Below are 24,488 nucleotides of genomic sequence, written 5' to 3' on the forward strand. Positions count from 1 at the left end.
CCACCGGTGCACGGTCCACGACGGACGACTCACCGGGCGGGATTCATGCGATCCGTTGTGGAACATGAATGTACCAGCGCCGGTAGGCCAGTATCTTTTGGATTGATGACAAGAAACGTGCACCTGCGCGATCGCGTTGCGATCGCGATCCTCGACGCCGCAGCGGTGCTGCTCGCCCGGCGGGGCGAGAGCGTCAGCATGGCGGACGTCGCGGCGGCAGCCGGCGTGGGCCGCACCACTCTGTACCGGCACTTCCCCAGCCGCGAGACCCTGCTGGACGCCCTGTCCCAGGAAGCGTGCGCCGAGTTGATCGGCAAGCTGGCGGACGCCGGCCTGGACCGTGTCGCCGTCCCCGAGGGCGTGGCGCGGGTGAGCCGGATCGCGATGAGCCAGGCCGCCAAGTACCAGGCGCTGATGCGCATCCACGGCAAACCCGCCGTCCCCGACGAGACCGCCCGCCAGCTCATGGCTCCGCTGACCGCGCTGTTCGTCCGCGGCTCGGCCGACGGCACCTGGCGCACGGACCTCGGCCCCGACACGCTCCTCGACCTCTACAGCGCGCTGCTGCAGGGCGCGCTGGGCCAGGCGCTGCACGCCAAGCTGGGCGTGGAGCCCGCCGCCGCCGCCGTCACCTCGGTCTTCATGCACGGCGCGGGCACGCGGCGGCCGGTGAACGACGGGCTGGTGAACAGCCCTTCCCCGGCGGGCTTCTGAGGCAGGCGGCGATCCCGGCCGTCAGCCGACCGCCGCGCTCCAGCCCTCTTCCGTGGCGACGTACAGCGCACCCCGGTGCAGATCGAGGCTGCTGGGGCCGGTGGCCTTCCCGGTACGGGCGAGCGCGCCGGGGCCCTGGAACGCGGCGTCCGCGAGGCGGAAGTCGCGGGGCGTGGCGCAGCTGACGGTGCGCAGGCGCCACGGCGCACCGGGCCCGTCCGGGAGGGCCAGTTGGAGCTGGGCCTCGGCGGGACGCTCCGCGGCGCGGGCGGCCGTCCAGGCCGCCATGACGAGCGCGGCACGGCGTGGCGGCTCCGGGGTCCGAGTCGTTCCGGTGAGCGGGGAGCGTGCTCGTACGGGGGTCTCGTCGGCCTCGATGAGGTCGTCGCGGCCCGCGCTCGACCTGAGGATCCCCGCGAACGAGCGGGAGAGTTCCGGGCCGCCCCGGTCGGCCCAGACGCGGATCAGGTCCCGGAAGGCCGCCTCCCGGTCCGGGCGCGGTGCGGAGCCGGCGGCGAGGATCGCGGTCCCCGCCCCCTCGAATACCCGGCACAGGTCACGTACGGGAACACGATCGGCTCTGCCGGGATACCGGACCGTGCGGATCTCCCACATGACGTGCCGCAGCAGCACGGCGGCGGCGCGCGCGTCGGGCCCCGGCTTCCCGTCCAGCGGCGGCGGTTCGCGCCGCCCCGGCCGGTCGCCGCGCGGCGGCGTCACGGCGTCGGCGCGCCGGCCTGCGGTGGAGCGGTACCAGGAGCGGTCGTCGCACCAGTACTCGGCGGCTTCCGCGCGGAGCCGGCCGCCCGCCCCCACGGATACGGCGATCCCGTCGGCCCGGGGGTCCAGGACCGCGCCCCGCGTGTCCGACCGGTCGAAGGCGGCCTCGGTGACGCGGTCCAGCGCGACGTTCAGCAGGGCGGGGTCCACGGCCCCGCCCTCCTCCACGGCGAACCGGCGGGGAACGGCCAGCTGGAGCAGGGCGGTCAGCTCGGCGCCGGCGCGTTCCACCCGCAGATGGCTGACCTCGGCCGCCGCCAGGTCGTAGTCGGCGAGCAGTTCCCCGACGCGCTTCCGGGTCACCGTCCGGGGCAGCGGCGCCATGACGTGTCCGCGATAGTCCCGGCCCGGAACGTACGGCTCGACCGGCGCGAGCAGCGGGCCGATGTCGTACCCGGCGAGGGCGGCCTGCTCCGTCATCCACCGGCGGCGGCGCACGCTGATCCCCGCCATCCACTTCAGGGCGGCCAGTGCCCGCTGTTCACGCTTGTGCGCGTGGGCCGAGTGCGCGGCCCCGAAGAACGGGAAGAGGTGGTTGTCCCATGCGTCGGAGGCCGCCCGGATCGCTTCCCGGTCGTACCGGCGGGCATCCGCCGCGGCCTCGGCGATCTGCACCACCGAGCGGTCCAGCAGCGCGGCGAACACGGCCATGGCCGGGGCCCCGTTCACACCTTCGGGGGAAGCGCCGGGCGGCAGCGGAGCCGCGGGGGGTGTCATGGCCGCGATCGTCGCACACCCTCGGCCGTGCCGTCCGGCCGCGGGCGCCGCAGCTCCATGGTGCCCCCGCGCACACCCCCGCGCCGAACTGTGGTGTCCCGCCACATACGCCCCTGACCTGGCCCTTCCTACGGTGTGCGACACGTCCCCGTCCCCGCCGACCGGAAGTGGTCCCCATGGCCGACGCAGCATCCGCTCCCCCCTCTCCCCCGCACCTCCGGCGCATCGTCGCCGCCAGCCTCATCGGCACGACCATCGAGTGGTACGACTTCTTCCTGTACGGATCGGCGGCAGCGCTGGTCTTCAACAAGCTGTTCTTCCCGGACTCCGAACCGCTCGTCGGAACGCTGCTGTCCTTCCTGACCTACGCGGTCGGCTTCGCGGCACGACCCATCGGGGCGCTGGTGTTCGGCCACTACGGCGACCGGCTCGGGCGCAAGAAGCTGCTGGTGCTGAGCCTGCTGATGATGGGCGGGGCGACCTTCGCGATCGGGCTGCTGCCGACGCATGCGACCGTCGGCGTGGCCGCGCCCGTGCTGCTCACCCTGCTCCGGCTGGTGCAGGGGTTCGCGCTCGGCGGTGAGTGGGGCGGGGCCGTGCTGCTGGTGTCGGAGCACGGGGACGCGCAACGGCGCGGGTTCTGGGCGTCGTGGCCGCAGACCGGTGCGCCGGCCGGTCAGTTGCTGGCCACCGGGGTGCTGTCGGCGCTGACCGCGCTGACCTCGGACGCCGCGTTCGAGTCGTGGGGCTGGCGCATCCCGTTCCTGCTGTCCGGGGTGCTCGTGATCGTCGGTCTGTGGATTCGTCTCTCTGTCGACGAATCGCCTCTGTTCAAGGAGGCCCTGGCCCGCGCCGACGAGCGGAAGGCCGCTTCGAGGGCGGCGGAGAAGATGCCGGTCGTGGCGGTGCTGCGGGACCACTGGCGCGACGTGCTGGTCGCCATGGGGGCGCGGATGGCGGAGAACATCAGCTATTACGTGATCACCGCGTTCATCCTCGTCTACGCGACGACCGCGGCGGACCTGAGCAAGCAGACGGCGCTCAACGCGGTGCTCATCGCGTCGGCCTTCCACTTCGCCGTGATCCCGCTGTGGGGCGCGCTCTCCGACCGGGTGGGGCGCAGGCCCGTCTATCTGGCCGGCGCGATCGGCGTGGGCCTGTGGATGTTCCCGTTCTTCGCGCTGATCGACACCAGGAGCTTCGGGAACCTGCTGCTGGCCGTCACGGTCGGACTGTTCTTCCACGGGGCCATGTACGCGCCGCAGGCGGCGTTCTTCTCGGAGCTGTTCGCGACCCGGATGCGCTACTCGGGCGCGTCGATCGGTGCGCAGTTCTCGTCCGTCGCGGCGGGCGCGCCCGCGCCGCTCATCGCCACGGCCCTGCTCGCGGACTACGACAGCTCGACGCCCATCGCCCTGTACGTGATCGCCGCCGCGCTCCTGACGGTGCTGGCCCTGGTCTGCGCCGACGAGACCCGCCACCGGGACCTCGCCGAGGTCGGGCCGGGGTCCGGGACGGCGGCCGAGGCGCCCAGGGACGCCGCGCGGGTGGTCTGACCCGGGGGCCGGGAAGCGCGGGAGCCGGGCGGTGGGCCCGGCTCCCGCGTCGTCGTCACCGCGGTTCGGTGGCCTCGAACCAGGTGGGCCCGTCGGTCAGGGCCTGCTTGATCCGGAACAGTGCGAACTCGGCCAGGTCGGGCAGCGCGTCCACGGGGAACCAGCCCACCTCCAGCGACTCGTCGTCGTTGACCCGGGCGGTGCCGCCGGTGGCGCGGCAGCGGAAGGTGACGTCGAGGAACTGGCAGCGGTCGCCGTTGTCGTACTGGATGGGCGGCAGCGCCTGCGTGAGGACGACCCGCTCCGCCACGCAGCGCACGGCGGTCTCCTCGTACACCTCGCGCTCCGCCGTCGTCGCGGGCTGTTCTCCCGGCTCGGAGATGCCGCCGATCACGGACCACTCGCCGGTGTCGGCCCGCCGGCCGAGGAGCACTCTGCCCTCGTCGTCGAAGACGACGGCGGTGACGCCGGGCAGCAGGAGCAGCTGCTGCCCGGCGGTGGCACGGATCTCGCGGATGAAGTCAGGAATGGCCATGTGCCGACCCTACGTGGCGTGCCACCCGTTCAGCGGACCCGTCGTGCGCGCACCGCCAGGGCGCCCGCCCAGCCCAGCGCGCCGAGCGCGAGCAGGACCAGGACGCCCTCGGGCAGCGGCCCCATCCGGGTCGCCGGAGTCAGTGAGGAGCGCAGCGGCACCTCGTCCACCAGGGCGTCCGGGGTGAACATCTCCGTCTTCTCGGCCACCGTGCCGTCCGGGCGGATGATCGCGCTGACGCCGCTGGTGACGGGGACGACGACGGACCGGCTGTGCTCGACGGCGCGCACCCGGGACATCGCCAGCTGCTGGTAGGTCATCTCGCTGCGGCCGAAGGTGGCGTTGTTGCTGGGGACGGCGATCAGCTGGGCGCCGTGCTCGACCGTGTCGCGTACCGCGTCGTCGAACGCGGCCTCGTAGCAGGTGACGAGGCCGGTGAAGGTGCCCGCGAGGTCGAAGACGCCGACCTTCTCGCCGGGGCCGAAGTCGCGCTGCACCCGGTCGACGTCCGAGCTGAAGACGCGGACGAACGAGCGCATCGGCATGTACTCGCCGAACGGCTGGATGTGCCGCTTGTCGTACGTGGCGACGGGGCCCTTGTCCGGCTGCCACTGGATCAGGGTGTTGCGCAGGGGGCCCTCGTCGGGCTCGATCACCGCGCCGATGACGGTCGGCGCCCCGATCGCCTTCACGGCGTCGTCGATGACGATCCGCGCGTCCGGGTTGCGGTAGGGATCGAGGTCGGAGGAGTTCTCCGGCCACAGGACGAAGTCGGGCTGCGGGACCTTGCCGGCCTTCACGTCCCGGGCCAGCTGCTCCGTACGCTTCGCGTGGTTGTCCAGGACCGCGCGGCGCTGGGCGTTGAAGTCGAGGCCGAGGCGGGGCACGTTGCCCTGGATCGCGGCGACGGTCGCGGTGCCGTCCTCGGCCGAGTCGTCCACGAGCGGCAGCGCCGCGAAGGCCGCCGCCACGGGGACGAGGACGGTCGCCGCCGCCACGGCGGCGGCCCCCCGGCGGAACTCGCCGGCGGACCGGTAGCGGGCGAAGCGGCGGACCGCCTCGAAGAGGCCGAAGCCGCAGAGCACCACGGCGAAGGAGAGCAACGGGGTGCCGCCGAGCGCGGCGAGCGGCAGGAAGACGCCGTCCGCCTGGCCGAAGGCGATCTTGCCCCAGGGGAAGCCTCCGAACGGCACCCGGGCGCGGACCGCCTCGTCCAGCGTCCAGACCGCGGCCGCCCACAGCGGTCCGCCGGGGAGCCGGGAGACGGCGGAGATGCCGATGCAGCCGACCGCGACGAACAGCGCCTCGGCGGCGGCGAGGGCCAGCCACGGCACCGGGCCGACCTCTTCGCCGGTCCAGTGCAGCAGGGGCAGCATGAAGCCGAGCCCGGCGAGCAGCCCGAGCCCGAACGCCGCGCGCGCCCGGCGCTCGAACAGCACCCAGCCGAGCAGGGCGAAACCGGGCAGAACGAGCCACCACAGGGGCCGGGGCGGGAAGCTGAGGTACAGCATCACGCCGGAGAGGACGGCGGCCCCGGGCCGCACGAGGCGCTTCGGCAGCCCGCCCGTCCGGAAGGCGGGTGCGGGGCTCTGCGGTTCGCCGACCTGGGCGATGGTGGTGCTCACCCGGCGGAGTCTACGGTGACCGCCCGGCCGCGCGGGAGCCCTGTCCCGATGGCGGAATCCTGTCCACCGCATCATTTCTCCGCATCTTCCGCCCCTATGACCGATGCGGCCGTTAGCCTGTGCGCCAGTCCCCCGCCGACGGGCCGGCTCCGGCCCTCGCGTACGGGACGGTCACAGGCCGGGGGACGGACGTGATGGCTGAATCGGTGCGGCGGGGGTCCGAGCGGGGGAACGTCTCCGATGCCGCCGGTGCGCTGATCCTCGCCGCCTGCGCGGTGTGGTCGCTGATCAGCGCGGCGGGGCGGGAGACCCGGCCCGAAGGGGTGCTGCTCGCCCTGCTCGCCGTTGCGGCGGGCTTCGCCTGCGGGCGCGTCTGCGGCACGCTGCTGCCGGTGGCGACCGCCACCGGCGCCGCGCTGACGGCCCTGTTGCTGGCCCTTGTCTGGCGGCACGGCATGCCGGGTGTGACGGCCACCGAGGACCATGCGCCGGGGCAGACCGGCGCCGCCGCGGCGCTGCTGGTCCTCGCCGCCGGGTGCGCGTGCTGCGCGGCGGCGGGGGCCGGGCGGCGGGCGTCGCGTGCGGCCCTGCGGCTGCTGGCGCTGGGCACCGCCGGCGCTTCGCTCGCGCTGGGTTCGGTGGCCGGGTTCGCGGCGGGGCTCGGGGTGCTGGTGTGCTCGCTGGCCGCCGCCCGGGCTCGGCGGCCTCGCGCTGGTGGCCGGGCTGGTCGTCGGAACCTCGTGGGCCATGGCCGAGGAGGTCCTGCCCGAGGGGCTCACGGTCTCGCTGGAGGCGCGGCTCACCCGGAACCGGGTCGAGCTGTGGCAGGACGCCGCCCGTCTGACGGCCCGGCACCCTGTGCTGGGTATCGGTCCCGGCCGGTTCGACGAGCTGAGTCCGACCGCGCGGCAGAGCCTCGGTTCGGACGGGAAGCCGCACTCGGCGCCGTGGCAGCAGGCCGCCGAGCAGGGGGTCGTGGGGGTGGTGCTGCTGGGCGCCGCGTTCGGCTGGCTGCTGTACGCGCTGTGGCGCTCGCCCCGGTCCACCGCGGTGGTCCTGGCGGCGGGCGCGACGCTCACGGCGCTGGCGGTGCTGGCGAGCGTGGGCAACGCGCTGAGCTTCACCCCGGTGACGGCGGGGACGGGACTGCTGGCCGGTCTCGCGTCGGCCCGGCGGCCGATCGGCGGGGGCGAGCCCCGCGGGCCGGACGGGGAGGCGGACGCGGAGGCCGGGTTCAGGCCCCGGCCGGGAAGCCCGAGGACGGCAGGTGCAGCCGGGCCCGGATGAACCGTACGCCCGCCTCGGCGTCGTCCACCGTGATGGTGAACGTGCGGCCGTCGCCGAGCCGCAGCACCAGCCCTTCGCCCCGGCGCACGACCACGGCCGTGCCCTTCTCGGGGCGCCAGCGGTAGCCCCAGCCGCCCCACTGCCGGGGGTTCACCTGGGGCGCGAAGTCGGCGGCCACCACATGGGTGAGCAGGATGCGGCGGCGCGGCAGTCCCATGTGGCCGCAGCGCACCTCCAGGGCGTCTCCGTCGACGCGGACGGCGACGTTCACGAAGGCGAGGGTGCCGAACAGCATCAGCAGGCCGGCGGCGACGCAGCCGATCACCGACATCAGCAGCGGGGCGATGCCGGAGGTCCAGTTGGAGCTGACGGCGAGCTGGATGCCCAGGGCCAGGCAGGCGGCGCCCAGGGCCGCGAGGACCCACTGGGTGCGGTTGGTGGCCCGGCCGACCCAGACCTGCGAGTGGGTGCCGGTTCCGGTGCGCTTCGGTTCTCCGGGGTGCTCCCTCATGCCGAGCAGCGTACTGAAGAACGGGCGCCGGGGGATGGGCCCGGGCGCGCGGGTGCGGCCGTCCGTGGGTCAGCGGACGGAGCCGACGGCGGCCAGTCCGCGCCCTTCCGCGTAGGCCAGGGCGGCCTGCGGCAGCTCCGAGACGCGGCCGCTGAGGATGACCGCGATGGACGAGGAGGGTTCGGCCGACGGAGCGGGTTCGGCACCGATCCGGCGCAGCGCCTGGGCGGCGACGGCCCCGGCGGAGCCGTGCAGGGCGACCGGGCGCCGGCCGGGGCCGCCGACGGCCTCGCGGATGCGCTCGGCGACGAGCTCGTAGTGGGTGCAGCCCAGGACCACGGCCCGGACGTCGGGCGGGGTGAGCGCGGCGGCGGCGGCGATCGCCTTCGCGACGGCGTCCTCGTCCGCGTGCTGCACGGCGTCGGCGAGGCCCGGGCAGGGCACCTCGGTGACGGCGGCGGACCCGGCGAACTCGCGGATCAGCCCGCGCTGGTACGGGCTGCCGGTGGTGGCCGGGGTCGCCCAGATCGCGACGGAGCCGCCGGCCGCGGCGGCGGGCTTGATCGCGGGGACGGTGCCGATGACCGGCAGGCCCGGTTCCAGTTCGGCGCGCAGCAGCTCCAGCGCGTGCACGGAGGCGGTGTTGCAGGCGACGATCAGCGCGTCGGGCCGGTGCGCGGCGGCGGCCCGGGCCACCGCGAGCGCGTGGGCCTTCACGCCCTCCGGCGCCCGGCCCCAGGGCATGTTGTCCGGGTCCGAGGAGAGGACCAGATCGGCGTCCGGCCGCAGCCGGCGTACTGCGGCGGCGGCGGCGAGCAGTCCGATTCCGGAGTCCATGAGCGCGATCTTCACCCGGTCACCATAGTCGACCGCCCTTGCGGTCCCCGCTCAGTGGTGCAGACTTCCGCCAATGAGCGCCGTTGCCTGGATCGCCGTGGGTTCGCTTGTCGCATGGGTGTGGCTGCTGCTGGGCCAGGGGTTCTTCTGGCGCACCGACCAGCGGCTGCCGAGCCGCGCGGACCCGGAGCGCTGGCCGTCGGTCGCCGTCGTCGTGCCGGCGCGCGACGAGGCCGCGATGCTGCCGGTGAGCCTGCCGTCGCTGCTGGCGCAGGACTATCCGGGGAGCGCCGAGGTCTTCCTCGTGGACGACTGCAGCGAGGACGGCACGGGGGACGTCGCCCGGGCCCTGTCCGTGCGGCACGGGGGTCTGCCGGTGACCGTGGTCTCGCCGGGCGAACCCGAGCCCGGCTGGACGGGCAAGCTGTGGGCGGTCCGCCACGGGATGGCGCTGGCCCGGGCCCGGGAGCCGGAGTACCTGCTGCTCACGGACGCCGACATCGCGCACGAGCCGGACAGCCTCCGGGAGCTGGTGGCGGCGGCGGAGACGGGCGGCTTCGACCTGGTCTCGCAGATGGCGCGGCTGCGGGTGGCGAGCGTCTGGGAGCGGCTCGTCGTGCCGGCCTTCGTCTACTTCTTCTCGCAGCTCTACCCGTTCCGGTGGATCAACCGGAAGCGGGGGCGGACGGCCGCCGCGGCGGGGGGCTGTGTGCTGCTGCGGACGGAGGCGGCGGTGCGCGCGGGGGTGCCGGACTCGATCCGGCAGGCGGTGATCGACGACGTGTCGCTGGCCCGGGTGGTGCGGCGTTCGGGTGGCCGGATCTGGCTGGGGCTCGCGGACCGGGTGGACAGTGTGCGTCCGTATCCGTGCCTGGCCGATCTGTGGCGGATGGTCTCGCGGAGCGCGTACGCCCAGCTGCGGCACCATCCGCTGGTGCTGCTGGCCACGGTGCTCGGACTGGCGCTCGTCTACCTCGCGCCGCCGGTGACGCTGGTCGCCGGGGTGCTGGGCGGGGGCGCGGTCGCGGCGTGGGCCGGGGGCGTCGCGTGGGCCGTCATGGCGGGGACGTACATGCCGATGCTGGGCTACTACCGGCAGTCGCTGTGGCTGGCCCCGCTGCTGCCGTTCACCGCGCTGCTGTACCTGCTGATGACCGTCGACTCGGCGGTGCAGCACTACCGGGGCCGCGGTGCGGCCTGGAAGGGGCGTACGTACGCCCGTCCCGAGGCCGCACCGGATCAGTGACTCAGTGGCACCCGGGCCGGGTCACTTGCGGCCCGGGGTCCAGTTCATGCCCCAGCCGTAGGCGTGGTCGATGGTGCGCTGCGGACTGACGCCGCGCTGCGGCACCAGGTAGCGGGCCTCGCGCTGCACGGTGAGGTCGTTGCCCGTGTTGGTGATGAGCGCGAGCGCGCAGACCGTCGAGGGGACCGTGCACTCGTCGAGCGAGAAGTCGATCGCCGCGCCGTGCTGGGGCTGGAGGGTGACGGTGGCGTGCAGGTCGGCGAAGCTGCGGGCGCCCTCGTAGATGGTGACGAAGATCAGGACCCGGCGGAGCTGCGCCTTGTGGTCGAGGTTGATCGTCAGGTTCTCGCCGGTGGAGACGGCGCCGGTGCGGTCGTCGCCGTCGAGCTGCATGAAGGGCGGCTGGTGGAGTGCGCCGAAGGCGTTCCCCAGGGCCTGGACGACGCCCTTGCGGCCGTCGGTCAGCTCGTACAGGGCGCAGAGGTCGAGGTCGAGGTCCGAGTGGTTCGCGACGGCCCGGCCCAGCTTGCTGCCCCAGCCCTTGAACTGCTTGCGCACCTCCCAGTTGAGGTTGACGCGCATGGCGCCGGACGTGCCGCCCTGTTTGGTGAGCGAGACGGCCGGCGCCTCCTTGGTGAGCGTCACCTTGGTCAGCCGGACGGGCTGGGGGGCGGGCGGTGCCGGAGGGGCCGGGGGGACGGGCGGGGCCATCGGGGGTGCCATCGGCGCGGCGAGCGTCGGCTGCTGCGGCTGCGGGTACTGCGGAGGCGGCGGGGTGGCGGTGACCCGGGGGGCCGGGTGGGGCTGGGGGGCCGGGTGCGGCTGCTGGGGTTCGTCCACGGAGATGCCGAAGTCCGTGGCGAGTCCTTCGAGCCCGGAGCCGTAGCCCTGGCCGACCGCCCGGAACTTCCAGGCGCCCTGCCGCCGGTAGAGCTCACCGAGGATGAAGGCCGTCTCCACGGTGGCGTCGGAACTGTCGAAGCGGGCGAGTTCGGCGCCGTTCGCCGCGTCCAGGACGCGTACGTACAGTCCGCTCACCCGGCCGAACGTGCCGCCGTCGGCCGAGGCTGCCAGCACCACGCGGTCGATGGCCGGTTCCACCCGTGCCAGGTCGACGGCGAGGGTGTCGGTCGCCGCGCCCCCGGCATTGCGCTTGCCCTCGTGGCGTACCGCGCCGGAGGAGTGGGCCGGCTGGTTGTAGAAGACGAAGTCGCCGTCGTTGCGCACCTTGCCCGAGCCGAGGAGAAGGAGCGCGGAGGCGTCCACATCGGGTGTCCCCGGGGCGGTGCGCCACCCCGTTTCGACACGCACGGCCTGGGCCGCCACCGGGACATTGGTTCCCTTTTGCATGGTCATGCTCGCCCCCATCACGAGTCCGCTTCCGAGACCTTTCCGGGTCAACCTAATGCCAGCCCCCCTCCGGGACCCACCGAGGTGCGGGTACGGGCCGGGCGGCGGGGCGCGCACCGTGTTGGTCCATGGTGTCATCCTGGTGTCAACGGACGGCGTGTACGCGGCTTTCGCCGGATCGTCCTCCGTAAGTGCGGTCCGGGATCGCGGAGTTGCCGCCCTCACCGACGACGGGTAAGGCTCGGGGCCGGGCCCCGGCTCTCTCGGCGCGCCATTGCCGTGCGGTGGGCGCGCCCGGGAATTGCGCTCGGGAAATCGGCGGCGTTCACGAACCGACGACGCGCCCCGTAGATCAGCGGTGAATCAAGGGGCTGATTCCGCTCGGTCGCGGCCCGCGAAGACAACGATGTTTCCGCAGGCCAGGCAGGTAGGGCGAGGGTAAATCCGATGACCACAAAATTGGGACTCCCCAATCTGCACATCGTGGGCTTAACTTAGGTGTCATGACCTCCCCCCGCTCCACCTACGGTGGCGGCTACTACGCCGCGCCGTCGTTTGCCGACACCCCGATCTACGACTCCCTTGTCGCGGAGCGGGGCACCCCTCAGATCGCGCCGATCCGAGTGCCCGCCGCCTACGACACCGGCAACAGCTACCTGCCGGCGCTCCCGTCGGCCCTGCCGGCGCTTCCCGCGGCCCCCGCCCAGCCCCAGCAGTCCTACGGCTACCCGCAGCCGGCGACGCAGCAGGGCTACACCCCGATGCAGCCCGCGCAGCTCCAGCACGCGCCGGCCCCGTACATCCCGCAGCAGCCGGCCGGTGGCCGCGGGATGTACCAGGCGCCCCCGCCGCAGCAGCAGCGCCCGGCACCGGCGTCCGGTTACGAGTCGATGCGCCCCGCCGCGCCCCGGCCCGTCCCGGCGCAGTCCCCGTACGAGGACCCGTACGGCCGGCCCTACCAGGGCGGCCGGGGCTACTAGACCCTTCGCCCGGATCAGGCGGCGCACGGCCCGGGGCGGGGTGCCCGGCAAAACGGGCCCGTGCGCCGTTCCGCGTTCCGCGCGGGCGACCCGGGGCGCCGGGAACTCACGGGGCCGGGCCGTGCGTTGAGCACGGTGGGCCGCCCACACCGCGCGGTCTCGGCGCGTGGACGGCACCGTACCGGGTGGGGACGGGTGCGGAAGGGGGTGCGGGGCTGTGCGAGCGATGGCGGGTGTCTGGCGCTGGCGGCACAATCCGCTGCGCCGGGCGACGGACCGGTGCGAGGCGTGGCTGGCCCTGGCCGCCTTCCTGATGCTGATGCTGGCGGCCCCGGCGGTCGGCTGGCTGTGCGGGGCCCGGACGGACGCGGCGCTCCAGGCGTCGGTGCGCGCGCAGCGGGCGGACCGTCACCTCACCACGGCCGTCGTGGTGCGGCGGGTGGCCGGCGCCCGCCATGTCGCCGACCCCGAGATGTCCGGCGGTGCCATGAAGCGGACCGAAGTGACGGCCCGGTGGCACACCCCGGACGGCGCCGCCCGCACGGCGACGGTGACGACCGCCTCGCGCAACGCGTCGCCGGGAGCCCGGGTCCGGATCTGGACCGACCGCGCGGGCGACCCGGCCCTGCGGCCGATGGACATAGCGACGGCGCACACGCACGCCGCGCTCGCCGGGTTCGGAGCCGCGCTGCTGTCCGCCCTGCTGATCGAGGGCGTCCGCCGCCTGATCCTCCGGCGGATGACGTGGCGTCGGTACGAGCGGATCGACCGGGCCTGGGCGGCGGTCGGCCCGGACTGGGGCAGGACGGGGACCGGCAGCTAGGGCCTGTCGTTCGGATCGGGCCGGGCTCGCGGGGCGCGGCCGGTCCGGGCCGCACGGGGCCCGGGTGCCGATCCACGTGCGGCACGAAGACCCCGGCCGCGATCGGGTGGCCGGGGCCGGGACCTGCGCATCGGGTCAACTCCCGGCGTCCGCGCGCGCTACGGTGGACCGGCCCGCCCGTCGCTCTCCGGCAGGCGGACCCCGGCTGGTCGCTGCCGCGAGGCCGGTGACACGGGCATCACACACGCACGAGGCGGGGGCACGACAGCGCCATGGCACAGGGCACGGTCCAGGTGACGCACACCGGCACATCGCGTTGGCGGCGCCGCACGGGCGAATACGCCTCCCTCACCGCGGCGCTCGAAGCGGCGGCGGACGGTGATGTGCTCACCGTCGCCCCCGGCACCTACCGGGAGAACCTGGTCATCGCCCGCGCGGTCACGCTGCGCGGCTCCGAGGGCTCCGTCGGCTCGGTGCGCATCGCCCCCGCCGACGGGGTGCCGCTGACGCTGCGCGCCTCCGCCGTCGTCCAGGACCTCCATGTGGAGGGGCAGGACTCCGCGGCCCCGGCCGTCCTGGTCGAGGACGGCGCACCGGAGATAGCGGACGTGCGGATCGTGACCCGCTCGGCGGCCGGCGTCGAGGTGCGCGGCGCGGCCCGGCCCACCGTGCGCCGGTGCACGGTCGACAATCCGGCCGGCGTCGGCATCGCCGTGCTCGACGGCGCGGGCGGGGTGTTCGAGGAGTGCGAGATCGTCTCGGCCGGCCAGTCCGGGGTCGCCGTGCGCGACGGCGGGCATCCCCGGCTGGAGCGCTGCCGGGTCCACCACGCCTCGGGCGCGGGCCTGTCCGTGACCGGCGAGGGCAGCGGCCTGGAGGCGCTGGGCTGCGAGGTGTACGAGATCAAGGGCAGCGGCATCCAGGTGACCGCCCGCGCCTCCGCCCATCTCACCGACTGCACGGTGCACCGCACGTCGGCGGACGGCGTCACCCTGGACACCGACGCGGTGCTCACGCTCGCCGACTGCGACATCCACGACATCCCGGAGAACGCGGTGGATCTGCGTTCCCGGGCGGTGCTGACGCTGACCCGTTCGACCGTGCGCCGCTTCGGCCGCAACGGGCTCTCGGTGTGGGACCCCGGCACGCGGGTCGACGCCAACCAGTGCGAGATCCACGACAGTACGGGTGACTACCCGGCGGTCTGGGTCAGCGACGGGGCGACGGTGATACTGGATTCCTGCCGGGTCCACGACGTGCCGGACGCCCTGTTCGTCCTCGACCGGGGCTCGCGCGCCGATGTCGTGGACAGCGACCTCTCCCAGGTCCGCAACACCGCGGTCTCGGTCAGCGACGGGGCGACCGCGCAGCTGGACGACTGCCGCATCCGGGAGGCGTCGACCGGCGCCTGGTTCCGGGACCACGGCAGCGGCGGCACCCTGAACAACTGCACCGTCGACGCCGCGCAGACGGGCGTGATCGTCACCAAGGGCGCCGACCCGGTGATCGAGCGGTGCACGGTGACCTCTCCCGCCGAGGCGGGGTTCTATGTGTCCGCCGAGGGCCGGGGGACGTTCAACGGCTGCCGCGTCACGGGCAGCGAGGGGTACGGCTTCCATGTGATGGAGGGCTGCCGCACGACCCTCACCCGGTGCCGCACCGAGCGGTGCGCCCGCGGCGGTTACGAGTTCCCGGAGGGCACCGGCCTCGACGGCGGCGCGGGGAGCGGGCCGGTCGTGGAGGACTGCACGAGCGACGAGAGCGGGCTGCGCACCGCCACCACTCCCCCACCGGCCCCGGTGCTGACGGCCACGCAGACCTCGCCCGGGCTGCTCGGTTCGGTCCCCGCACCGCGCCCCGTGGAACCGGCGCCGCCCGCCGAGCCCGCGCGCACCTCCGGCGAGGTCCTGGGCGAGCTCGACGCGCTGGTCGGCCTGGACAGCGTCAAGCGGGAGGTGCGGGCGCTCACGGACATGATCGAGGTGGGGCGCAGGCGCCGGGAGGCGGGCCTCAAGGCCGCGTCGGTCCGCCGCCATCTCGTCTTCACCGGTTCCCCGGGCACCGGCAAGACCACGGTGGCCCGGCTGTACGGCGAGATCCTGGCCGCGCTCGGGGTGCTGGAGCGGGGCCATCTGGTCGAGGTGTCCCGGGTCGACCTGGTCGGTGAGCACATCGGCTCCACCGCGATCCGTACGCAGGAGGCGTTCGACCGGGCGCGCGGCGGGGTGCTGTTCGTGGACGAGGCGTACGCGCTGTCGCCCGAGGACTCCGGCCGGGACTTCGGCCGGGAGGCGATCGACACGCTGGTGAAGCTGATGGAGGACCACCGGGACGCGGTGGTGGTCATCGTCGCCGGGTACACCCAGGAGATGGAGCGGTTCCTGACCGTCAACCCGGGGGTCGCCTCCCGCTTCTCGCGGACCATCACGTTCAGCGACTACGAGCCGTCCGAACTGCTGCGGATCGTCGAGCAGCAGTCCCGGGAGCACGAGTACGACCTGGCGTCGGGCACCGGTGAGGCGCTGCTCAAGTACTTCGCGGAGCTGCCCAAGGGGCCGGCCTTCGGCAACGGGCGCACCGCTCGCCAGACCTTCGAGTCGATGGTCGAACGGCACGCCGGCCGGGTCGCCCAGCTCGCCGAGCCCAGCACGGACGACCTCACCCTGCTGTATCCGGAGGACCTCCCGGAACTGCCCTGACGTCCTCGCCGACGGGGTCCGCCTGCTGGGGCAGCACGGGGGCGAGCCGTGCCAGGAGGGCGGCGCGCTCCTCGGCGAAGACGGGGTCGGCCTGGTAGTCGGAGTGGCCGAGCACCGGCACGGGCAGCGGGTGTTCGGGGGTCCGTCCGTAGACCAGCGGGTCCCTGAGGGGGCCCCGGTCGACCTCGGGTCCGGATTCCTCACCGAGCCGGATCGGGCCGCCGATGGGGTCGGTGGCCCGCCACAGATTGCGCCAGCAGTGCACGGAGCGGTGGAGCCCGTGCAGCTGCCCGGCCCCGAAGTAGACCGGGAACCAGCGGGCGTAGAGCCGTTCGATCGGCGACCCGTAGGTGAGCAGGGCGACCCGGGAGCGGGTGCGGGCGGGCAGCTGCCAGACCGCGGAGGCCGCGAGCACGCTGCCCTGGGAGTGGCCGGAGATGACGAGCCGGCCTCGGGTGCGGCCGGTCCAGCCGGACATCCGGGAGGCCAGGTCGGGCACGGCGCGCTCCGCGTAGCAGGGCGGGGCGAAGGGGTGGGCGGCGCGCGGCCAGAACGTACCGACGTCCCAGAGGATGCCGATCGTGCGCCGGGCGGACGCGTCCCGGTAGGCCCGTCTCCCGCAGGCGACGAAGACGAGGAAGCCGAAGCCGATCAGCCAGGAGCCGGTGGACTGCGCCGCCTCGGCCACCGATTCGAGGAACGGGCCGCTGCCGTCCAGCGCGCGCCCGGGGACCTCGCCGGTGGCCCAGGAGCCGGCCACCGCCCCCGCGCCCAGGAGCAGCGTGGCCCCGGAGACGATCCCCACCATGCCGGGCGCCGAGTCGGTGAGCGCGGCCGTGGCCCGGATGCGGGCGATCCGCTGGGTCCGGGCCGGGTCGGGGAAGGGCTCCCCGTACTCCGCGTCGACCACGGGCTCCAGCCCGCGGGCCGCCAGCCAGGTCCGTACGCCGAGGACGGCGCCCGGCACCAGGAGCAGCAGCAGGAGGACCGGGATGACCGACGCCTGCCAGCTGAGCAGCACCGGGGGTCCCGCTATCAACGCGCTGCTCCCCATGCCCGGGCTGCCGGGTCCGTCGAGCCAGTCGGCGACGCGCTGGGCGACGCCGCCGGTCATCACGCCGCCGAGCGCGCAGGCGAGCATCGCGACGGCCGGACCGCCGAGACCGCGCAGCACGGTGCGCGGCTCCGGGCAGCGGCGGTACAGGTAGAGGGAGATCGCGGCGAGGAGGACCACCAGGACGCCCTCGGCGACGCTGACCGCCCGGAACAGCGTGGTGTCGCCGGGAAGCCTCCCGGACGAGGTCCAGCCGGGGCGCGGCCAGGCGGCGTGGACGGCGGCGAGGACGAGAAGGGCCAGCGCGGCGCCGGGCAGCCAGGTGATGACCGCCCGGTCGAGCCGGTTGTCGAGGCGCCGTTCGCTGCGGCCCCGGCGGCAGACCACCCAGAGCACCACGACGAGCCCGGCGGCGAGGGCCCCTTCGATGAGCCGGCCGAGGAGCGGGGCGACCGGTCCGGGGACGGCGCGGTCGTGGCGGGCGGCGGCCTCGGCGACGGCAGCGGCGACGGTGAGGAAGCCGGCCGCGGTGTGGGCGGCGCGCAGCCGGGCGACGAGCCGGCGCCCGTACCAGAAGCCGGGCCGTCCGAGCGCGGGGCGGACGGGGTGGGCGGCGGGCGCGGGAGCGTCGTCCGCCGCGTCGTCCGGGTCCGCCTCGGTCAGCGGGCGCTGGGACTCGTAGGCGCTCCAGGTGCGGTTGGACAGGAACCAGAGCAGCCCGACCAGCGCGGTCGGCACCAGCGCGGCCAGGGCCAGGCGGCGGCCCGGCTGGGACCACCAGCCGCCCTGCTCGGCGGAGAGGAAGCCGAGCCAGGAGCGCTTCTCCGAGCAGGCCGCGACGCCCGCGCACTGCCAGGCGGTGAGGTCGAGGGCGACCTCGCAGGCGGCCGCGGTCAGCAGCACGGTGAGGCTGAGCGCGATGAGCCGCACGAGAACGCCGTACAGCCGGATCGCGCGGGGGCGGCGCCGGGCGGTGGGGCGCATCCAGTGGGCGAGGTTGATCACCATGAACGGGAGCAGCAGCAGCCACAGCGCGCGGGAGCCGTTGCCGGAGGTGAGGTTGGACCAGCAGTACGCCTCGGCGATGGGCTCCTCGCGGTAGCGCTCGGGATGCCGTTCGGCGTCGACGTCGGCGGAGCGCCGGTAGATGGCCGCGGTGGTGTCGCCGGTGACCCGGACCGTGCGCGGGTCGGCCAGCATCTCCTGGGGGGTGGTCCCGCCCACGCCGTGGACCAGTAATTCCAGCGCGGGACCGGGGCTGCGCGGGGCAGGGGTGGGAGGGGGCACGTGCGTCTCGCTCTCGCAGGGGGGAAGGCGGCTGATGGCCGGTCACCGTTACTGACGAATCTCCCCCGGGCGGGGGTCCGCGACACCGCGCGTGGCAGGATGAGTCCGTCGATACGGACTCCTGTACGGCCAGACGGAAGGGCGAGGCCCGGCGTTGAGCGAGAATCAGAACCTGCTCGCGGAGCAGCGGCGCGCGCTGATCCTTGACGAGGTGCGGCGGCGCGGCGGGGTCCGGGTCAACGAGCTGACCCGGAAGCTGAACGTCTCGGACATGACCGTCCGCCGGGATCTGGACGCGCTGGCCCGGCAGGGTGTGGTCGAGAAGGTGCACGGCGGTGCCGTGCCGGTGGTCGAGGCGAGCACGCACGAGCCCGGTTTCGAGGCGAAGTCGACGCTGGAGCTCAGCGCCAAGGAGGACATCGCCCGGGCCGCGGCCGCGATGGCCGTGCCCGGCAGTGCGATCGCCCTGTCCGGGGGCACCACGACGTACGCGCTGGCCCAGCATCTGCTGGAGGTGCCGGATCTGACGGTCGTGACGAATTCGGTGCGGGTGGCGGACGTGTTCCACGCGGCGCACCGGCCCGGTGCTCCGGGCGGCCGGCCGGGTGCGGCGACGGTCGTCCTCACCGGCGGGGTGCGTACGCCGTCCGATTCGCTGGTGGGCCCGGTCGCGGACCGGGCGATCGCGGCGCTCCACTTCGATGTGCTGTTCCTCGGGGTCCACGGGATCTCGGTGGAAGCGGGGCTGTCCACGCCGAATCTCGCGGAGGCGGAGACGAACCGCCGGTTCGTGCAGTCGGCGCGCCGGGTGGTGGTGGTCGCCGACCACACCAAGTGGGGCACGGTGGGCCTCAGCTCGTTCGCCTCGCTGGACGAGGTGAGCACGCTCGTCACGGACGCGGGGCTGCCCGCGGGTGCGCGGGCGGAGATCGAGGAGCGTCTGCCCGGGCTGCTGGTGGCGGGTGGCGAGCAACCCGGCGAGGGCTGAGGATTCCGCTCCGCTCGCGCCAGGGCTTCCACGGCCTAGGATCTCGGTGTGGCCGTGTTCCGGATCGAGCGTTTCACGTCCTTGCCCGCAGCCGAGTCCTGGCGTCGGGTGACGGACTGGGAGCGGCATGCCGCGCAGGTGCCGCTGACCACGATCACGGTGCCGACGGGGCTCCCGACCCGGGTCGGGACGGTTTTCGTGGCGCGCACCGGGGTGGGGCCGCTGGCGTTCGACGACCCGATGGAAGTGGTCCGCTGGTCCCCGCCGGCCGGGAGCCGGGCGGGGACGTGCCGGCTGGAGAAGCGCGGCCGGGTGGTGCTGGGCCGCGCGTCGATCGATGTGTATCCGAACCGGGCCGGCTCCCATGTGGTGTGGGTGGAGGAGCTGACCGTACGGTGGCTGCCGCGCTGGGCCGACCCGGTGCTGGCCGGTGCCGGGAGGCGGGTCTTCGGCCGGGTGCTCGACGCGATGCTGGACCGCCCGGCGGGCCGGTACGGCTGAGCGGTCACACCTCCGGCCAGCTGCCGGTGGCCAGGAACCGGTCGATGGTCCGGGTGTACGGGGCGATGTCGAGGCCCTGTGCGGCCAGCCAGGAGTCGGAGTAGTACTTGTCGAGGTAGCGGTCGCCGGGGTCGCAGATCAGTGTGACGACGCTGCCGCGCTCGCCCCGGGCGACCATCTCGGCGATCAGTTTGAAGGCGCTCCACAGACCGGTGCCGGTGGAGCCGCCGGCCTTGCGTCCGATGGCCCGTTCCAGGGCGCGCACGGCGGCGACGCTCGCCGCGTCCGGGACCTTCATCATCCGGTCGATGGCGCCGGGGACGAAGCTGGGCTCCATGCGGGGCCGGCCGATGCCCTCGATGCGGGAGCCGCAGTCGCTGGTGGCGTGCGGGTCGTGGTGGGTCCAGCCGTCGAAGAAGCAGGAGTTCTCCGGGTCGGGCACGCAGATCCGGGTGTCGTGCTGCATGTAGTGCACGTAGCGCGCGATGGTGGCCGAGGTTCCGCCGGTGCCGGCGGTGGCGACGATCCAGGTGGGCTCGGGATAGCGTTCGAGCCGCAGCTGCTGGTAGACGGACTCCGCGATGTTGTTGTTGCCCCGCCAGTCGGTGGCCCGCTCGGCGTAGGTGAACTGGTCCATGTAGTGGCCGCCGGTCTCGGCGGCGAGCCGCGCCGATTCCTCGTACATCCGGCGCGAGTCATCCACGAAGTGGCACCGTCCGCCGTGGAATTCGATGAGCCGGCACTTCTCCGGGCTGGTGGTGCGGGGCATGACCGCGATGAACGGGACGCCGATCAGTTTGGCGAAGTACGCCTCCGAGACGGCGGTCGAACCGCTCGATGCCTCGATGACCGGTTTGCCCGGCCTGATCCAGCCGTTGCAGAGGCCGTAGAGGAAGAGCGAACGCGCCAGCCGGTGCTTGAGGCTGCCGGTGGGGTGGGTCGACTCGTCCTTGAGGTAGAGGTCGATGCCCCAGCTCTCCGGGAGCGGGAAGAGCAGCAGATGGGTGTCGGCGGAGCGGTTGGCGTCGGCCTGGACCTTGCGGACGGCCTCCTTGAGCCAGGCGCGGTAGGCCGGATCGGAACGGTCGATGTCGACGGTCGGCGCGGCTGCGCCGCGGTGCCCGTGCTCGGTGGTGTCCATCTGCGCGCTTCCCCTCGTACGACCGGTCTCGGCGGGCCCCACGATATGCCCCCCACCTGCGCAAACATTGACTTTGATGGTCCATAGCAGTGCCTTGGTGTCGCGGCCGGACGCCCTGCGCCCCCGCACGGCCCGAATGCGCCGTTTGCGTACCGTCCCGCTCTGGTGTGCACGCCCCGGGATGGGCACACTTCGTCTCAGAGGCATGACGAAGGGGGCGAAGGGGCCATGTCGGAAACGGAGTTCGGCGCGACGGGTGTGGCGGAGTTCAGTGCGACCGGTGTGCGCATCGACCGGTGGGCACGCTCGGTCACCCGGGCGGGGCAGGTGACCGTGAAGGACGGCCGGGTGGCCCTCCTGACGAGTTACGGGCGGGAGATCGACAGCGCACCGGTGGGCACGGTGAGCGCGGGCAGACCGTGGTTCGCGGGGGCGGACGCCACGGTGGCGCGGGTCAACGGGACGCGGTACCGGCTGACGATGCGGCGGGCGGACGGCAAACCCGGTGACACGGCGCCCTCGCACCGCTTCCTGGAGGCGCTGTACAGCGCGGGAGGGCGCCGCTCCTGAGTCCGGTGGGGGCCGGGACACCGCGAGTTGCGGAGCCGTATGCCCTGAGCGACATTGGAGTCACGTCACTCATGGTGTACCGGCGGTGACACTGTGATCCAGGCCGCCGGCCCGGACTCAGCAGCGAGCCATGTGCTGAATCCGTTCCTCCGTCTTCTTCCGGACCTATTTCGGGGAGTCGCAGCCGTGATCAGCGAGCCAAGCAGGCACTGCACGGTGGAGCTCCAGGCCCTGCCGTCGCGGATCGGTCAGGTCCGCAGAATCATCTCGGCGCAACTGCGCTACTGGCATCTGGATTCTCTGATCGACCAGACAGCGCTGGGCGTCACCGAGCTCCTCACCAACGTCCACCGGCACGCACAGCCGGACAAGTCATGCACCGTCGAGATCGAGCTGCTGCTCGAACGGCTCACGGTGTCCGTCCACGACCACGATCCACGGCTGCCGACCGTGCGCGAGGCCGACGACTCCAGTACATCGGGGCGCGGGCTGGCACTGATCGCCGCGGTCAGCGAGAGCTGGGGCGTGCGTCCCCGGGACGGCGCGGGGAAGGTCGTGTGGTTCACGCTGCCCGCACCGGCCCCGCCCGCCCCGCCGTCGCACATGGTGTACGGGGCGACCACCGACGGGCCGTTCGACCTGGGCGTCCTCCGACATCTGGACGGTTCACCGCCCTCGGCGTCGCGGTCGGCCGTGGTGGGCTGACACGACAGGAGTGGGGCACCCCGGACCGGGGTGCCCCACTCACGTGTGCGCGACGGCGGCTTCCTTTCTGTACCTACTAGTATGTACAGTACGGGCATGAGCACTCCGGACCGTCTGATCGAAGCCACCCGGGAGCTCCTCTGGGAGCGCGGATACGTGGGCATGAGCCCCAAGGCCATCCAGCAGCACGCCGGGGTGGGCCAGGGCAGCATGTACCACCACTTCACCGGCAAGCCGGACCTGGCCCTCACCGCCATCCGCCGCACGGCCGACGAGCTGCGGGAAGCCGCGGACCAGGCGCTCGGCACGCCCGGATCGGCGTACGAGCGGATCTCCGCCTACCTGCTGCGGGAGCGCGACGTGCTGCGCGGCTGCCCGGTGGGGCGGCTGACCATGGACCCGGACATCATCGCGAGCGACGAGCTGCGGGAGCCGGTGGACGAGACCATCGCCTGGCTGCGCGGCAGGCTCGCCGGCATCGTCCGCGAGGGCGTCGACGGGGGCGAGTTCGACCCCGGTGTGGTGCCCGACGACATCGCCGCCTCGATCGTCGCGACGGTGCAGGGCGGCTATGTGCTGGCCCGCGCCTCGGGTTCCACGGACGCATTCGACGCGGGCGTACGAGGGCTGCTGACGCTGCTCGCCCCGCCCGCCTGACCCATCGACCGCTTCAGGAGCAGACGCACATGCGTATCACCAGGAACCGCCCGGACACCGAACCGGGCCCCTCCGCACACTTCAACGGCACGGTGTGGCTCGACGAGATCGCCGCCCCCGAACCGCCCTCCCGGCTGCGCATGTTCAGCGTGCACTTCGCGCCGGGCGGCCACACCTCGTGGCACACCCACCCGCACGGCCAGGTCCTGCACGTCACCGAGGGCGAGGGCCTGGTGCAGCGCAGGGGCGGCCCGGTCGAGACGATCCGGGCCGGCGACACCGTGTGGATCGAGCCGGACGAGTGGCACTGGCACGGGGCGTCCCCGCGCACGTTCATGACCCATCTCGCCGTGGTCGAGGACGGCAGCACCATCCACTGGCACACCGACTCCGGTGTCGCCGACTACCCGGCGTCCTGAGGAGCCCTCGATGCATGCCATGCAGTACGAGATCACCCTGCCCGCCGATTACGACATGGCCGTCATCCGCCACCGGGTGGCGGCCAGGGGCCACCTCCTGGACGACTTCCCGGGTCTCGGGCTCAAGGCGTACCTGATGCGGGAGCGCGGCGAGGACTCCCCGGTCAACCAGTACGCGCCGTTCTACCTGTGGACCCGGCCCGAGGGCATGAACGCCTTCCTCTGGGGCCCCGGATTCCAGGGCATCGTCCAGGACTTCGGCCGCCCCGTGGTGCAGCACTGGACCGGACTCGCGTACGAGGAGGGGCCCGCGTCGTCCGCGCTCCCCCGCTCGGCGACCCGCCACCGCTCGTCCGTACCGGCGTCGGTCTCCCCGGCCGACGCGGTGGAGGCGGCCCTGGAGGAGAGCCGCCGGCTGGCGAAGGCACCGGGGGCCGTGGCCTCCGCGCTGGCGGCCGATCCGCGTCACTGGGAGCTCCTGCACTTCACGCTCTGGGACCACGACGCCCCGGCCGCGCCGGGCGAGCGTTACCGGGTGCTCCACCTCAGCCGTCCCGAGCAGGACCGGATCGCGAAGGGGCGCCAGTGGTAGCCGCCGTCCGTACCGTCCTCGGCGACATCGCGCCCGGACAGCTGGGGGTCTGCGACGCCCACGACCACCTCTTCCTGCGCAGCCCGGTGCTGCCGGGGCAGGAGCTGGACGACCCCGTGTCGGCGGCCGACCGGCTCCGCGCCTTCCACGCCCTGGGCGGCCGGGCCGTCGTGCAGTGGACGCCGCACGGCATGGGGCGCGGGGCCGACGCCCTGGCCGGACTGTCCCGGACGACGGGCACGCACGTGGTCGCCGCCACGGGGCTGCACCGGGCGGCGCACTACCCGCCCCAACTGCTGGACCGGATCAGGGACGACCTCGCCGCACTCTTCGTCGCCGAACTCACCGAGGGCATCGGCGACACCGGGGTGCGGGCGGGCCTGATCAAGGTGGCCGGCGCCTTCCACACCCTCGACGCGCACGCCCGGCTCACCATGACCGCCGCGGCCGGCGCCCATCACCGCACGGGCGCGCCGATCGCCGTCCACCTGGAGCTGGGCACGGCCGCGCTCGACGTCCTGGAGCTGCTGTGCGGGGAGTTGGGCGTCCCGCCGCACCGGGTGATCCTCGGCCACCTCGGCCGCTCCCCGGACGGGGCGGTGCAGCGGGAGGCGGCGCGGGCGGGTGCCTTCCTGGCGTTCGACGGGCCGTCGCGGGCCAACCACGCGACGGACTGGCGGCTGCCGGAGGAACTGGCGGAGCTGGCCGGGGCGGGGTTCACCGGGCAGCTGCTGCTGGGCGGAGACACGACGGTCCCGGAGACCCCCGGCATGCCGTTCCTGCTGCGCCGGCTGCGGCCCCGTCTGGAGGAGGTGCTGGGCGCCGAGGCGATGGAGACGGTGCTGGTGGCCAATCCGGCGCGGGCGTTCGCGTTCGAACCGCCGGTGGAGAGCGGGTCGGCGCGAGGCGCCTGA

Annotated in this window: 21 protein-coding genes and 2 pseudogenes; 15 read left to right on the forward strand and 8 right to left on the reverse strand. The window is 73.9% G+C overall.

Features of this window, described 5'->3' with window-relative positions:
* The first annotated feature begins 105 nt into the window (after nt 1-105).
* Complete coding sequence (locus ACFUJY_RS19260) at nt 106-714, forward strand: TetR/AcrR family transcriptional regulator (RefSeq protein WP_383300830.1); 609 nt, start codon at nt 106-108, stop codon at nt 712-714.
* Between the two features lie 21 nt (nt 715-735).
* Here the strand turns inward: ACFUJY_RS19260 and ACFUJY_RS19265 are convergent, their stop codons facing one another.
* Nucleotides 736-2,211 (reverse strand): hypothetical protein, encoded by a 1,476-nt coding sequence (locus ACFUJY_RS19265; RefSeq protein ID WP_383300831.1) that lies wholly within the window; start codon nt 2,209-2,211, stop codon nt 736-738.
* A 176-nt stretch (nt 2,212-2,387) separates the two neighbouring features.
* Here ACFUJY_RS19265 and ACFUJY_RS19270 point away from each other — a divergent pair, with 176 nt between their 5' ends.
* Nucleotides 2,388-3,767, forward strand: coding sequence for an MFS transporter (locus ACFUJY_RS19270; RefSeq protein WP_383300834.1), 1,380 nt, complete (start codon nt 2,388-2,390; stop codon nt 3,765-3,767).
* Between the two features lie 55 nt (nt 3,768-3,822).
* Here the strand turns inward: ACFUJY_RS19270 and ACFUJY_RS19275 are convergent, their stop codons facing one another.
* Both ACFUJY_RS19275 and lnt read right to left on the reverse strand, forming a co-directional pair.
* A complete protein-coding gene (locus ACFUJY_RS19275) occupies nt 3,823-4,302 on the reverse strand; it encodes an NUDIX domain-containing protein (RefSeq protein ID WP_383300837.1) in 480 nt (159 codons plus the stop codon).
* A gap of 29 nt (nt 4,303-4,331) precedes the next feature.
* Nucleotides 4,332-5,927 (reverse strand): apolipoprotein N-acyltransferase, encoded by a 1,596-nt coding sequence (lnt, locus tag ACFUJY_RS19280; protein WP_383300839.1) that lies wholly within the window; start codon nt 5,925-5,927, stop codon nt 4,332-4,334.
* 194 nt (nt 5,928-6,121) lie between these two features.
* On the opposite strand from lnt, the pseudogene ACFUJY_RS19285 reads away from it, so the two are divergent.
* Nucleotides 6,122-7,214: pseudogene (locus ACFUJY_RS19285) on the forward strand (O-antigen ligase family protein).
* Here the strand turns inward: ACFUJY_RS19285 and ACFUJY_RS19290 are convergent.
* Nucleotides 7,162-7,725: a hypothetical protein gene (locus tag ACFUJY_RS19290; protein WP_365685482.1), complete on the reverse strand. Its 564-nt coding sequence runs from the start codon at nt 7,723-7,725 to the stop codon at nt 7,162-7,164. The pseudogene ACFUJY_RS19285 and the gene ACFUJY_RS19290 overlap by 53 nt on opposite strands.
* 69 nt (nt 7,726-7,794) lie before the next feature.
* Complete coding sequence (locus ACFUJY_RS19295; RefSeq protein WP_383300842.1) at nt 7,795-8,577, reverse strand: glutamate racemase; 783 nt, start codon at nt 8,575-8,577, stop codon at nt 7,795-7,797.
* 58 nt (nt 8,578-8,635) lie between these two features.
* On the opposite strand from ACFUJY_RS19295, the gene ACFUJY_RS19300 reads away from it, so the two are divergent.
* On the forward strand, nt 8,636-9,808 hold the full coding sequence (locus ACFUJY_RS19300) for a glycosyltransferase (RefSeq protein WP_383300845.1): 1,173 nt from the start codon (nt 8,636-8,638) through the stop codon (nt 9,806-9,808).
* A gap of 21 nt (nt 9,809-9,829) precedes the next feature.
* Here ACFUJY_RS19300 and ACFUJY_RS19305 read toward each other — a convergent pair whose 3' ends face one another.
* Nucleotides 9,830-11,176 carry a TerD family protein gene (locus ACFUJY_RS19305; RefSeq protein WP_383300847.1) on the reverse strand — a complete coding sequence of 449 codons (1,347 nt, stop codon included), beginning with the start codon at nt 11,174-11,176 and terminating at the stop codon, nt 9,830-9,832.
* A 485-nt stretch (nt 11,177-11,661) separates the two neighbouring features.
* Here ACFUJY_RS19305 and ACFUJY_RS19310 point away from each other — a divergent pair, with 485 nt between their 5' ends.
* The 3 genes from ACFUJY_RS19310 to ACFUJY_RS19320 all read left to right on the forward strand — a co-directional run bounded on the left by ACFUJY_RS19310 (nt 11,662) and on the right by ACFUJY_RS19320 (nt 15,660).
* Nucleotides 11,662-12,138: a DUF6643 family protein gene (locus tag ACFUJY_RS19310; protein WP_383300849.1), complete on the forward strand. Its 477-nt coding sequence runs from the start codon at nt 11,662-11,664 to the stop codon at nt 12,136-12,138.
* 226 nt (nt 12,139-12,364) lie between these two features.
* On the forward strand, nt 12,365-12,961 hold the full coding sequence (locus ACFUJY_RS19315; protein ID WP_383301055.1) for a hypothetical protein: 597 nt from the start codon (nt 12,365-12,367) through the stop codon (nt 12,959-12,961).
* Between the two features lie 272 nt (nt 12,962-13,233).
* On the forward strand, nt 13,234-15,660 hold the full coding sequence (locus ACFUJY_RS19320) for a right-handed parallel beta-helix repeat-containing protein (RefSeq protein WP_383300851.1): 2,427 nt from the start codon (nt 13,234-13,236) through the stop codon (nt 15,658-15,660).
* Here the strand turns inward: ACFUJY_RS19320 and ACFUJY_RS19325 are convergent.
* Nucleotides 15,633-18,001 (reverse strand): annotated as a pseudogene (locus ACFUJY_RS19325) (hypothetical protein); the annotation flags it as partial. The gene ACFUJY_RS19320 and the pseudogene ACFUJY_RS19325 sit on opposite strands and share 28 nt — an antisense overlap.
* Before the next feature lie 154 nt (nt 18,002-18,155).
* Here ACFUJY_RS19325 and ACFUJY_RS19330 point away from each other — a divergent pair.
* Nucleotides 18,156-18,989, forward strand: coding sequence for a DeoR/GlpR family DNA-binding transcription regulator (locus ACFUJY_RS19330; protein ID WP_383300854.1), 834 nt, complete (start codon nt 18,156-18,158; stop codon nt 18,987-18,989).
* A 48-nt stretch (nt 18,990-19,037) separates the two neighbouring features.
* Nucleotides 19,038-19,490, forward strand: coding sequence for an SRPBCC family protein (locus tag ACFUJY_RS19335; protein ID WP_383300857.1), 453 nt, complete (start codon nt 19,038-19,040; stop codon nt 19,488-19,490).
* 4 nt (nt 19,491-19,494) lie between these two features.
* Here ACFUJY_RS19335 and ACFUJY_RS19340 read toward each other — a convergent pair whose 3' ends face one another.
* Entirely contained in the window at nt 19,495-20,631 is a 1,137-nt protein-coding gene (locus tag ACFUJY_RS19340) for a PLP-dependent cysteine synthase family protein (protein WP_383300859.1), read from the reverse strand.
* A gap of 228 nt (nt 20,632-20,859) precedes the next feature.
* On the opposite strand from ACFUJY_RS19340, the gene ACFUJY_RS19345 reads away from it, so the two are divergent.
* The 6 genes from ACFUJY_RS19345 to ACFUJY_RS19370 all read left to right on the forward strand — a co-directional run bounded on the left by ACFUJY_RS19345 (nt 20,860) and on the right by ACFUJY_RS19370 (nt 24,488).
* Complete coding sequence (locus ACFUJY_RS19345) at nt 20,860-21,201, forward strand: hypothetical protein (RefSeq protein WP_383300862.1); 342 nt, start codon at nt 20,860-20,862, stop codon at nt 21,199-21,201.
* Nucleotides 21,202-21,387: 186 nt separating this feature from the next.
* Nucleotides 21,388-21,906 (forward strand): ATP-binding protein, encoded by a 519-nt coding sequence (locus ACFUJY_RS19350; protein ID WP_383300865.1) that lies wholly within the window; start codon nt 21,388-21,390, stop codon nt 21,904-21,906.
* Nucleotides 21,907-21,987: 81 nt separating this feature from the next.
* Nucleotides 21,988-22,563: a TetR/AcrR family transcriptional regulator gene (locus tag ACFUJY_RS19355; RefSeq protein WP_383300867.1), complete on the forward strand. Its 576-nt coding sequence runs from the start codon at nt 21,988-21,990 to the stop codon at nt 22,561-22,563.
* Nucleotides 22,564-22,592: 29 nt separating this feature from the next.
* Entirely contained in the window at nt 22,593-22,982 is a 390-nt protein-coding gene (locus tag ACFUJY_RS19360) for a cupin domain-containing protein (RefSeq protein ID WP_383300869.1), read from the forward strand.
* A gap of 10 nt (nt 22,983-22,992) precedes the next feature.
* Nucleotides 22,993-23,574 (forward strand): DUF4865 family protein, encoded by a 582-nt coding sequence (locus tag ACFUJY_RS19365; RefSeq protein ID WP_383300871.1) that lies wholly within the window; start codon nt 22,993-22,995, stop codon nt 23,572-23,574.
* Complete coding sequence (locus ACFUJY_RS19370; protein WP_383300874.1) at nt 23,568-24,488, forward strand: phosphotriesterase; 921 nt, start codon at nt 23,568-23,570, stop codon at nt 24,486-24,488. Before ACFUJY_RS19365 ends, ACFUJY_RS19370 begins: the two co-directional genes overlap by 7 nt.

This window comes from Streptomyces sp. NPDC057249 (genome assembly GCF_042669245.1).
In the GTDB taxonomy this organism is placed as follows: Bacteria; Actinomycetota; Actinomycetes; order Streptomycetales; family Streptomycetaceae; genus Streptomyces.